This is a genomic window from Alteromonas sp. PRIM-21 (assembly GCF_027563165.1).
Taxonomy (GTDB): Bacteria; Pseudomonadota; Gammaproteobacteria; order Enterobacterales; family Alteromonadaceae; genus Alteromonas; species Alteromonas macleodii_A.
In genome coordinates this window covers 1,028,816-1,039,131 of the sequence record NZ_JADOEK010000001.1, presented here as the reverse complement: position 1 = coordinate 1,039,131, position 10,316 = coordinate 1,028,816, and the positions used below count along the sequence as shown (strand labels likewise).

At 40.0% G+C, this 10,316-nt stretch carries 15 protein-coding genes; 2 read left to right on the top strand and 13 right to left on the bottom strand.

Annotation, left to right across the window (positions count from 1 at the left end; translation table 11 throughout):
- Positions 1–111: 111 nt before the first annotated feature.
- The 4 genes from IW644_RS04480 to IW644_RS04465 all read right to left on the bottom strand — a co-directional run bounded on the left by IW644_RS04480 (position 112) and on the right by IW644_RS04465 (position 1,368).
- Positions 112–318: a hypothetical protein gene (locus IW644_RS04480; RefSeq protein WP_269916559.1), complete on the bottom strand. Its 207-nt coding sequence runs from the start codon at positions 316–318 to the stop codon at positions 112–114.
- 122 nt (positions 319–440) lie between these two features.
- On the bottom strand, positions 441–773 hold the full coding sequence (locus tag IW644_RS04475; RefSeq protein ID WP_269916558.1) for a hypothetical protein: 333 nt from the start codon (positions 771–773) through the stop codon (positions 441–443).
- 175 nt (positions 774–948) lie between these two features.
- Positions 949–1,149 (bottom strand): tautomerase family protein, encoded by a 201-nt coding sequence (locus IW644_RS04470; RefSeq protein WP_179983356.1) that lies wholly within the window; start codon positions 1,147–1,149, stop codon positions 949–951.
- 48 nt (positions 1,150–1,197) lie between these two features.
- Positions 1,198–1,368 (bottom strand): hypothetical protein, encoded by a 171-nt coding sequence (locus IW644_RS04465; RefSeq protein ID WP_179983355.1) that lies wholly within the window; start codon positions 1,366–1,368, stop codon positions 1,198–1,200.
- Positions 1,369–1,686: 318 nt separating this feature from the next.
- On the opposite strand from IW644_RS04465, the gene IW644_RS04460 reads away from it, so the two are divergent.
- The gene (locus tag IW644_RS04460) at positions 1,687–1,866 is read left to right on the top strand and encodes a type II toxin-antitoxin system CcdA family antitoxin (protein WP_442864419.1); all 180 of its coding nucleotides are present in this window, start codon (positions 1,687–1,689) and stop codon (positions 1,864–1,866) included.
- Between the two features lie 27 nt (positions 1,867–1,893).
- On the opposite strand, the gene IW644_RS04455 is transcribed toward IW644_RS04460, so the two are convergent.
- The 9 genes from IW644_RS04455 to pnp form a co-directional block, all read right to left on the bottom strand.
- Positions 1,894–2,181 carry a hypothetical protein gene (locus IW644_RS04455; RefSeq protein WP_269916557.1) on the bottom strand — a complete coding sequence of 96 codons (288 nt, stop codon included), beginning with the start codon at positions 2,179–2,181 and terminating at the stop codon, positions 1,894–1,896.
- Between the two features lie 154 nt (positions 2,182–2,335).
- Positions 2,336–2,884 carry a DUF6624 domain-containing protein gene (locus tag IW644_RS04450; RefSeq protein ID WP_269916556.1) on the bottom strand — a complete coding sequence of 183 codons (549 nt, stop codon included), beginning with the start codon at positions 2,882–2,884 and terminating at the stop codon, positions 2,336–2,338.
- A gap of 127 nt (positions 2,885–3,011) precedes the next feature.
- A complete protein-coding gene (locus tag IW644_RS04445; protein WP_269916555.1) occupies positions 3,012–3,503 on the bottom strand; it encodes a hypothetical protein in 492 nt (163 codons plus the stop codon).
- Positions 3,504–3,587: 84 nt separating this feature from the next.
- Positions 3,588–3,767, bottom strand: coding sequence for a DUF1244 domain-containing protein (locus IW644_RS04440; RefSeq protein WP_442864418.1), 180 nt, complete (start codon positions 3,765–3,767; stop codon positions 3,588–3,590).
- A gap of 142 nt (positions 3,768–3,909) precedes the next feature.
- Entirely contained in the window at positions 3,910–4,302 is a 393-nt protein-coding gene (locus IW644_RS04435; protein ID WP_269916554.1) for a hypothetical protein, read from the bottom strand.
- Between the two features lie 90 nt (positions 4,303–4,392).
- Complete coding sequence (locus IW644_RS04430; RefSeq protein WP_269916553.1) at positions 4,393–5,232, bottom strand: DUF5677 domain-containing protein; 840 nt, start codon at positions 5,230–5,232, stop codon at positions 4,393–4,395.
- Positions 5,233–5,519: 287 nt separating this feature from the next.
- Entirely contained in the window at positions 5,520–6,530 is a 1,011-nt protein-coding gene (locus IW644_RS04425) for a DUF4062 domain-containing protein (RefSeq protein ID WP_269916552.1), read from the bottom strand.
- A gap of 279 nt (positions 6,531–6,809) precedes the next feature.
- The gene (locus IW644_RS04420; RefSeq protein ID WP_269916551.1) at positions 6,810–7,103 is read right to left on the bottom strand and encodes a DUF1244 domain-containing protein; all 294 of its coding nucleotides are present in this window, start codon (positions 7,101–7,103) and stop codon (positions 6,810–6,812) included.
- Between the two features lie 161 nt (positions 7,104–7,264).
- Entirely contained in the window at positions 7,265–9,376 is a 2,112-nt protein-coding gene (pnp, locus tag IW644_RS04415; RefSeq protein WP_269916550.1) for a polyribonucleotide nucleotidyltransferase, read from the bottom strand.
- A 354-nt stretch (positions 9,377–9,730) separates the two neighbouring features.
- Here pnp and IW644_RS04410 point away from each other — a divergent pair, with 354 nt between their 5' ends.
- Positions 9,731–10,285, top strand: a complete 555-nt coding sequence (locus IW644_RS04410; protein WP_269916549.1) for an HNH endonuclease — start codon at positions 9,731–9,733, stop codon at positions 10,283–10,285.
- The last annotated feature ends 31 nt before the right edge of the window (positions 10,286–10,316 follow it).

The window sequence follows — 10,316 nt, the reverse complement described above, 5'->3', positions numbered from 1 at the left end:
CATCAACTTCCTTTAACACCCCAATGATCTGAGATTCTGTATAGCGTGATTTTTTCATAGTCGTCTCCTGCGTTAATCATTGCAGAAAACTCCAATTATGTCTGTCTCAGTTTAGGGGAAGTGGACATCATCAACGTATACTAAAACACTAAAAGCGTGCGGAATATTAGAAAGCTTAGCAGTAAGGTTTTTCATAGTTGATTCTGCTAGCGGCACCCCTCCCCCCATAGGATCACATGCGTATTCGTTTAGAAGAAACGGGATATCCTGAGCGTGTTGTTTATTTTTATAATCAGCTTTTACTATCTCTACATTCATAATGGAACATTTTTCCTAGAGAGTTATTTTGAAATATCGTAAGTAGTTATATAAGGCATAATTGCGAAGCTGGTCTGTTTATAAATATTCTAGCGAACGAAACGAGTTTTTTGATTGATGTACTATGTAGCATTCGAAAGCACCGCCATTGCGCAAGAAAAACAGCCTGCAAAAAATAAAAAGTACACCCAGTACCATTCTACTTCTTGTTTCTTCAATTCGTTTTTGTAGTTAGCAAGCATGTTGGTTCTGGAGCCTTTGAACGGTCCAAAATTGTTGATAGCGTATTTTTGTTCATTGGGAAGGAAAACGAAATAATCTTTGTGCTTTGGCAAACACTTTCTAAGCTCGTGTATTTCGATTTCTGCCTTTTCAGCTAGAGTAATTATGCCTATTCCCTGTGGCTGACACTGTTCCATAACTTGTAAAATCTTGTCTAAGTCTTCTGATGTCATTTTAAGTCCGTTTAATTTGAGTTTTGGGTGTAAGTTCTAGAGCTAGAATTAATAAGGTAATTAAGATGCAATTACAACACTTACTAAATATATTTTAAAAAACAGATATATTACTAAAGAAAGTCCCGTTTCTTAGAGGCTTTAGACGTGAATTTAGCTACAAGCATTAGCAACTTTAGGATTCGCTCTTTTTCCAGTCGTCTGTAAGTTTGCCTGCGAAGCCCCAGTCCTCTTCTTCAATTTCCTGAATTACAACGTGCGTATATTCCGGCTTTTTACCTAAAACTCGTTCTAATGAGCCGGTGATATCTTTCACTATTTCAGCCTTCTGCTCGCGACTTGCACCTTTAGTAATCTGTACGTTCACGTAAGGCATAAGGCCCCCAGTTGTTGATTACAGCTATTAAAATGCTTGTACATATCGCTAAGCCTCATTACGCCTTTTGGTTGAAAACAAGCCAAACCAAAATGCCCCTTCTAAAACAAGCCCCAAAATGATGAATAGAAACACACCTGACTGAATACCCATACTGTAAGATGCGATAGCTGCGACTAGAAGAACAAGAGCGATAAGAATTCGATAAACACCATTCATTTAAACTCTCCTTTTAAATGCCTAAAATAAAGATGCCTGTCTTACTTAATTTAGTTTAGTCAACTTTTAAGCTAAAAGCTTTAACCAATTTGTAACATGATGTCTTTAGTGATCAGTCGGTTAGCTTTGCAGTTTAATAGAGAGCAAGTCGGGCACAAAATATATACATCTGTATACAGAGATATCTGACTTATTAAGGTTTAACTTATCGCAATGCATATACTTGATATCTAAGGACAATTGGAGAGATAGCATGCAAGATATATATGACATCCATGCCCAAAAAAAGCGACTAATTTAAGCTTAAACAGCGACTTATTGCACAAAGCTAGAGACTTAAAAGTCAACCTATCTGCGACCTTAGAGCAGGCACTTAAAGACAAGTTGAAAAGTCTTGAAGAAGAAAGGTGGAAAAAAGAAAACAAAGCTGCCATAGCTGCGTACAACGAGTTTGTTGCTGAGAACGGCTGTATAGGCAATGAGTACAGGAATTTCTAGTGGCACAGTTTGAGTCGATTAGGCTTCTTATGTGTCGCGCTGTGACAACCTTTGAATTGCTTTAGGGTCTTCAGATATTTGTCGCTCAATAATGCTTAAGAGATCTTTGTATGAAACGCCCTTATATCCAACCCAAATATTTACGAAAACGAATACAGCGAGCCCAGGAAACATATAAATCAAATACTGCGAAAAACCAAGAGCATGAGAAAACGGTAAAAGAACACTGATTAAAAGCATTGCAAGTGATGATCGCTTCAAAACTACTAGACCTTCCCTAGCAGCTTGATACTTTTTAACATCTGACTGTTCCATAGTGACTAATTCCTAAATGTCTAACGACATATATTGTTTAAAAAGGGGCAAAGCCAAACGAGCCCATGGAGTTTTGTCGCTGGCGATTGTTAGTATTCTTCGTAAAGATGCTTGTCTTAGTTTTATGTCTGCTTTAATGTCGTGATTTGCACTTTTAACGCTTACTTGTGCCACACATTCTTTCTGAGGCCATATCCCAATACTCTTGCACCGATGACATCCCCATCTCGCCCCTTCGCGCATTTATTTGCTCTATTTCTTTAATTGGAAAAGGTTTAAAGGTACTTCCCTCACATTTACCTTGTGTCCCATAGAGTTGAGGCGTGTGGGTTCTGTCATATAGGTATACGTAGTTACCCGGGTCAATCTCTTTGCTTATGGCCAAAGGACGCATCATCGACAACATATTATTTTGAAACTGAGTATCGTGATCTGCATGTTGCACGATAATCCACGCCGCTTGAGAAGCATCTTTACCTACCATCTCTATTGTTGGCCAGCCAAATTTCTCAACTATCTCTTGGAGTCTTTTCGATTGCTCTGCGTTGAGTTCTTCAAAGCTAAATTGTGTTTTACCATGCAATGTATCTTGGTCCAGCTTCATCATTTCAAGTAACTCAGCGCGCAAATCGGAGAACTCTTCGCTGGCACATGAGGGACTACTTACGATTAATAAAAAAACTATACTATAAAAATACTTCATTTGGCTCCTCCGTGAGATTTAAAGTCCTATTTAGGTTATACATTGCGTTTGGTTTAAAGAAATAAAACAGGCACAAAATTTTATACTTTACGACGAAAGATGCCTGTCTTATCTAGTCCAAGTTATTTCATAATGAAGATATATAATGTTCTAACCGGTTGATACCAATTATTTCTTTTAACTCACCAGACGACTCCAAAACAAGCCAGCTGTTTTCAGTTTTTTCAAATTCAACCCCGTCAGAACGTAATAATGCTTCGGCAGTCTCGATTCTTTGTTGAAGCTCGAAAGATGCACTAACCTTACGCTGATACTTTTCATGTTCATTAATTTCTTTTTCTTTGTCTGGAGATATGGCTTCCCAACTTTTACTTCCACAACTCTCGCACTCATAGCCTTCATTGGCGACCCAATCGATTATTTCATCTTTGTACGCGAGCATGGCTGCGCCGCCAGTAATAATTGCTATGCAAATAGCCATAGCGAAGCCTGTTCCGGCAAAAAGAAAGCTAGTCCATGCCCAAAATCCAAATCCAGCTGTTGCACCACCCAGGATTTTCACAAAAAGATCTAAATTGACTTCTTCTGAAAAACCACAGTCACGACACTTTATTCTCATACCGAACCTCCTTGTTTTTAAATATAAGACAATTGACTAATGTAAACTTGCATACGCTATGGTGCATGTCTTGTTTAGTATTATTCATATCACCGCGCTTTTACGGCAAAATAAAGGCGTACTAAGATGCCTGTCTTGTTTAGTAGTGGCGGGAAGCTGGTGCTTCTCTTTCCACTCTGAATACGGCATTTTATATACCACTTCACGTGCGGCTTCGTAGTCGATATCAGCGACCTGCTCGCTTGCAGCCGCAAAAATAAACATGCCTGTCTTGTTAAGTGTGTTGTCTTTGCAATTACCTATTTAAAATAGAGAATAGACTGGCACAAAATGTATGACTTTGCACACAAACATGCCTGTATTGGTTAGTCGACGATTTTGCGTCCTGTTGGTGCACTTGTTAGGTTTACGAAACCAATAAATCACCATAGCCCCATACTGCAGTGCCAAGAATGACGAAGATATGAGAAACAACACTAAGGATTTTTCTTGAACGAGGCGCTTCTGGTTTCTTTGTTAGGTTTGATTGAACTAAACCGTTTACTATTGAATTATCCGAAACTGATGGCATAGTCGCTTTTTTTCTTGCAGTTTGGATGGCTGCATTATAGATATCTTCATAAGAATAAGATGCAAGTCTAAACTCAACTATTGCTGCGACTAGCACAACTATAGCGCCTGAACGTGCAAACCACGTAGTTAAGTTAATAGAGCATAAATCGAAATATATAGATATTGAAATACATAACAGCCCAAAAGCTAGTAACGACCATTCTATTTTATATTTTGATAATTCCACGATACTTGCCTTTAAACCTAGCGCCTTGCCCACAGGCCGATCGTCAGGGAGGTCCAGCCCGAAAGGCGATTGTGCGGCAACTTGTTAAATTTATACTCTAGTTTCACGTGCTTCATGTGCAAGTCCAGATTTCTCTGCCGCATTTTTGAAGACTGAATCTGCCTTAATATAAGCCTCTGATAATTCTACTCCGTTCTCTTTAAGACAAAACAGTAGAACTCCGATTGCTGCACTCCCCATAAAATACAAAAATGACAAAGTATTGTTTCTATGTTTACCAAGTGATTCTTGATCGCTTGGTATGTTTCCTGAACTAAATGTACCAAGATGGAAAAGCGCCCCATAAAGCGTCCCATGCAATGCTTCTGACGCATCACCGTATATCATTAAAACGTGTAATAATAAGTTCCTACCAGCCTTCAGGTCCAAAAAATCTGCTCTTTTTTCTATGTTCAATTTTGTCCATCTTGGGATTTCTCTGCCTTTTTCGCTAGTAAATCTCTCTACGGCATCCCTGTAATCTTTCGGAAGTTCGTATTGTCCACCGGAAAACTCAAGACTTATTTTTTTCTGGCCTCCAATTTCGATTTTTCTAGAAAGACTGCGAGCAACCTTGTTTTTTGTATAAGCAACGAATGATTCGTACTCTTCTTCGGGAGAATAAAGGAGGTAACAGAAATTTATTACTCTCTCTAGTAGCGCTCTTGAAATTATGTAGCACTGATTCACTCGAGAATTTTTTGCTAAAATATCTAGTGATATTGAATCTTCAATTATCGAAGCAAAAATAGGATAGAGCTTGACTGCCCTTTCATTCTGACATTCTCTCACTGTTATTTCATATGAAGTTAGTAGCTGAATATGCTTTTCAAAGCAATCCCTCCATAGAAGCATGCCTTTCTCTGTTTCCATATCTTTATAGTTAGACAATGTACGATTCCCTTAGAATTTAACAGCTTGCTCATCCCCAAACCGCCATGCTAATCCACACAACTTTCGAGAACCCCTCCTTGTACTTGAAACTTCAATACCCCATAACCACCAGAGAAATAGAGAAAAAACAGTAATGTCGTTTTTCGCTCATTTATAGAAAACACCAAACCGACGTTAAGATAAATTTGGTGTATTTCACGCAAGCTAAAAACAAAAAAAGCCAGCATTAGCTGGGTACATAAACATGCCTGTTTTGTTTAGTACTAAAACAGCCAACTGTTTTTTTAGTCCTTCTTGATACGCTTGTTAGATGATTTCTTAGGCGGTCTTCGCAATGAACTCAAGCCAAATAGCTGCCTAAGTTGATTCAAATCATCCGTTGCTTCAATGTGTTCTTCAAAAATCTTAACTATGTCACGTGAACTACTTCCTATTTTTGGGTACTTTGCTATAGATTTTGCAAAGCCAATCCCTGATTTGGCTGCTACTATTTCATCAATAATAGTTTCAACAGGAAGTTTGTACTCATCATTAAGGAAGCGTCCCAAGTCACTGGACTTTACTTGTTCTACTCGCTCTAGATCTCCTAACCTTTTATGTTCCGCTTGTATTATTTCACTAGATTTATCAGGTGAAACAACTTGCATAACCGACTCAAGGTAAGTTTTGAGTGTGGTGTTTATTTCTTTTAACCCATCTACTTGGTGAGATAATTCGTTGAATTTCTTTTGCTCTGACATTCGTTGTAAAAGCTCACGAAAAAGGCCTGCCCACTGCTCTCTAAGCCAACTTTCAATATCAGAAAATTTTTCAAAAGTTTTGGTAGCATTATTCCTAGGTAGAGAAAGTATTTTTTCAATAAACTTAAATATGTTCACGGAGTCAACATGAGCATATGAAATATTTTCATTTTTTTTATTGCGCAAATATGTTTGATACTCAGAATAAACGCTACTTTCAATTAAGATGTAGGTAGGCACGTCACGCTTATTAGCCTCTTCAAATTCCTTTTTTGTAACACTCTCATATCTATCAAAGAACTCTTTGTTTTTTTTTGTGTCACCTTCGCTAGTTTCTGAACCGTATCTTCCACCAACAATTAATACAAATATATCGGTGTTCAATATTTCTTTATAACAGGACTCATCTAGCGCCATATCTGGAGCGTATGCAATATTTCCTTTTTCTGACAATACAGTTTCGTAGCCTAAAGACTCAATAAATATATCCATTGAGGCTCGAACATGTTTTAAGTCATAATATGTTGAACTAATAAAAACCCTAGGATTTGCCAATGTACACTCCTTTGTTGATGATCATCTAACAGCTTACTCACTCCAAACCGTCATGCTAATCCACACAACTTTCGGGAAACTGTCCTTGTATCTACGAATACAATAACCCACAACCAACAGAAAAATAAAGAAAAACCTCAGAGTCGTTTCTAGCTCAGATATTAAAGTTACTAAATCAGCACACAAAAGCTAATATTGCATTCCCCCAACCAAAAAACCAAAAAAGCCAGCATTAGCCGGCTTTCAAAACACAAAAATAAATGTCGTCTTAACTAAAAACTACTTCCCCTGCCTAGCAGCCAATTTCTCTAACTGCTCATCAGTAGCAGGAAGCTGGTGCTTCTCTTTCCACTCTGAGTACGGCATTTTGTATACCACTTCACGTGCGGCTTCGTAGTTGATTTCAGCGCCCTGCTCGCTTGCAGCCGCCGAATACCATTTAGCTAAGCAGTTACGGCAGAAATCCGCCAAAATCATCAGGTCGATGTTCTGAACGTCTTTATTTGCGTCTAAGTGTTCTACTAAGCGGCGGAATACTGCTGCTTCTACTTCAGTTTGCGTTTGCTTATCCATTATCTTATACCTCTAAAAAAGCGCTTTTCGTAATGGTTTGAATGTGTGGGTTAACGAACAAAACCCAACCCGTTATTGCTTTTTAAACCTAAAACGAAAAAAGGGAGCCAAGCTCCCTTTTTACTTAAACATAACAAACTAGGTTTAAACCCTAATTGATATTACTCTGCGTCGTCAGACTTAGGCGCAGGCTTTTCTAGAAGCTCTTTAATGCTTAAACGTACACGGTTCTGGCGGTCGATTTCCATAACCTTAACGTCAACCATTTCACCTTCTTTAAGGTAGTCAGTAACCTTGTTCACACGCTCGTGAGCAATTTGTGAAATGTGAACAAGACCTTCTTTACCTGGAAGTACTTCTACGAACGCACCGAAGTCTACAATACGTGTAATCTTACCGTTGTAAGTCTTACCAACTTCAATTTCAGCGGTTACTTGCTCAATCTTGCCAATAGCGATGTCTGCTTTCGCACGCTCTGTAGCGAAGATTTTGATAGTACCGTCATCTTCAATCTCGATGTTAGTGTCAGACTCTTCAGTAATTTGACGGATCATTGCGCCGCCTTTACCGATAACGTCACGAATCTTGTCTTGGTCAATCTTCATTGTGTAAATGCGTGGAGCAAATTCACTTAGCTCTTCACGGTGACCGCCAATTGCTTCGTCCATTACGTTAAGAATGTGCAAACGTGCTTCTTTTGCTTGTTTAAGCGCAATTTGCATGATTTCTTTAGTAATACCTTCAATCTTAATGTCCATTTGAAGTGCAGTAATACCGTCGGTAGTACCCGCTACTTTAAAGTCCATGTCGCCAAGGTGATCTTCGTCACCAAGGATGTCTGAAAGTACAACAAAGTTGTCGTCACTCTTAACTAGGCCCATTGCGATACCCGCAACAGACGCTTTAATTGGAACACCTGCATCCATAAGCGCTAGTGAAGTACCACATACAGACGCCATCGAAGATGAACCGTTAGATTCTGTGATTTCAGAAACCACACGTACTACGTACGGGAATTCTTCTTCACTTGGCATTACTGCTTGAATACCACGCTTCGCTAGACGACCGTGACCAATTTCACGACGCTTAGGCGAACCAATCATACCGGTTTCACCAACACAGTATGGAGGGAAGTTGTAGTGAAGCATGAAACGGCTGTCGCGCTTACCTTGAAGCTCGTCAATCATCTGTGCGTCACGCTCTGTACCAAGCGTAGCAGCAACAATTGCCTGCGTTTCACCACGAGTAAATAGTGCAGAACCGTGTGTACGAGGAAGAATGCCTGTTGCTACGTCTAGAGCACGAATCATTGCTGGCTCACGACCGTCGATACGTGGCGCGCCAGAAAGGATGCGTGAACGTACTACGTCAGACTCAAGATCGTGAAGAAGGTCTAGTACTTCTTTCTTATCTTGCTCTTCGTCTTCAGCAAGGATAGCTTCTAGTGCTTTGTCTGTTGCTGCAGTTACCGCGTCTTTACGCTCTAACTTGTCAGAAATCTGGTAAGCCGCTGTCATTTCAGCTTCAGCTAGTGCTTTAACTTTATCTTTAAGTGCAGTGTTTTCTGCTTCTGGTGCCCAGTCCCACTTCTCAGTGCCAACTTCAGCAGCAAATTCGTTAACTGCGCTAACCACAGTTTGAAGTTGCTCGTGACCAAACATTACCGCACCTAGCATAGTATCTTCAGAAAGCACGTCAGCTTCTGATTCAACCATAAGTACTGCACCTTCAGTACCCGCAACAACAAGGTCAAGCTGGCTGTCAGCTTGCTCTTCTGCGCGTGTATTTAGAATGTATTCGCCGTTGCTATAACCAACACGAGCCGCACCGATTGGGCCGTTGAAAGGAATACCTGAGATAGCAAGCGCTGCAGAAGTACCAATCATAGAGATGATGTCTGTAGGGATATCTGGGTTAGCAGACATTACAGTAACAACAACTTGTACTTCGTTTTTGAAGCCTTCTGGGAATAATGGGCGAATTGGGCGGTCGATAAGACGCGCAGTCAATGTTTCGCCTTCAGATGGACGACCTTCACGCTTGAAGAAACCACCTGGGATTTTACCCGCAGCGTATGCTTTTTCTTGGTAGTTTACTGTTAGAGGGAAGAAGTCTTGATCTGGCTTGGCTTCTTTTTTACCAACTACTGTTACCAGTACAGACGTGTCGTCCATGCTCGCAAGAACCGCAGCTGTCGCCTGACGAGCAATTACACCCGTCTCTAGAGTTACAGTATGCTGTCCATACTGAAATGATTTAGTAATAGGAGTCACTATTTGTCCTTTAATTTCAATCTTTATTTTATCGCTTTTAAACGCGGCGCATAGTATAGCTTTGAAGTAGCTGTAATGCCATTGCCAAATACAGCCCCGCGTGGAATTTATTTAATGAATTTGCGAAAAATCGTTATCAGCTATAGCACCATGACTATATGAAATATCTGTGAAATTTCAATTATTGACTATATTTTCATCATACTGACACAAAACAGCGTATGCTAGAACAAAAAGCAAACAAGGAAATAACCCGTAGGTAATGCTGTAGACCATATACTGGCAATAAAGATACGGGCGACAAAGATTATTCATAACAAGAACGTCCAATATTAGTGTGCTAAGGAGATAACCATGTTGGTACTTCGACTTAATAAAGCAGGCATGCCACAAGAGTGGATAGATGTTGAACAAGCCGCAAAGCTTTACAGTCAGGACAAGGTGCTATTCGAGCTAGGCAGTGATGCTATAACCCTTAAAGGTGGCTGGAATCACGAAGGGCTGCAGAGCGAACTTACCCTATCAAGTATTATCGCTTGCGACGGCAAGGTAACAGATTTATCTGGCAAAGTTGCCCTTACCAACCGCTACTTGTTTAGACGCGATAGCTATTTGTGCATGTATTGCGGCAATAAGTTTACGCCTAAACAACTTACCCGAGACCACATTATTCCCCGCTCTCGCGGCGGAAAAGATATTTGGACGAATGTAGCCACCGCTTGTCAGCGATGTAATCATGCTAAAGCCGCTAAAACTCCTGAAGAAGCGAATATGCCTTTACTCGCTGTGCCGTTTAGGCCCAACGTTTACGAGCGTTTTTATTTAATGAACAGACGCATACTGGCAGATCAGATGGCATTTTTGGAAGGGCATTTTTCCCATCAGCGGGAATGGACGTGTAACGAATAAATTACAACGGATAAATGCAAGAAAAAGCAGT

Coding starts and splice junctions, on each gene's coding strand:
- IW644_RS04480 (WP_269916559.1), bottom strand. CDS start 318: ATGAATGTAGAGATAGTAAAAGCTGATTATAAAAATAAACAACACGCT.
- IW644_RS04475 (WP_269916558.1), bottom strand. CDS start 773: ATGACATCAGAAGACTTAGACAAGATTTTACAAGTTATGGAACAGTGT.
- IW644_RS04470 (WP_179983356.1), bottom strand. CDS start 1,149: ATGCCTTACGTGAACGTACAGATTACTAAAGGTGCAAGTCGCGAGCAG.
- IW644_RS04465 (WP_179983355.1), bottom strand. CDS start 1,368: ATGAATGGTGTTTATCGAATTCTTATCGCTCTTGTTCTTCTAGTCGCA.
- IW644_RS04455 (WP_269916557.1), bottom strand. CDS start 2,181: ATGGAACAGTCAGATGTTAAAAAGTATCAAGCTGCTAGGGAAGGTCTA.
- IW644_RS04450 (WP_269916556.1), bottom strand. CDS start 2,884: ATGAAGTATTTTTATAGTATAGTTTTTTTATTAATCGTAAGTAGTCCC.
- IW644_RS04445 (WP_269916555.1), bottom strand. CDS start 3,503: ATGAGAATAAAGTGTCGTGACTGTGGTTTTTCAGAAGAAGTCAATTTA.
- IW644_RS04440 (WP_442864418.1), bottom strand. CDS start 3,767: ATGTTTATTTTTGCGGCTGCAAGCGAGCAGGTCGCTGATATCGACTAC.
- IW644_RS04420 (WP_269916551.1), bottom strand. CDS start 7,103: ATGGATAAGCAAACGCAAACTGAAGTAGAAGCAGCAGTATTCCGCCGC.
- IW644_RS04410 (WP_269916549.1), top strand. CDS start 9,731: ATGTTGGTACTTCGACTTAATAAAGCAGGCATGCCACAAGAGTGGATA.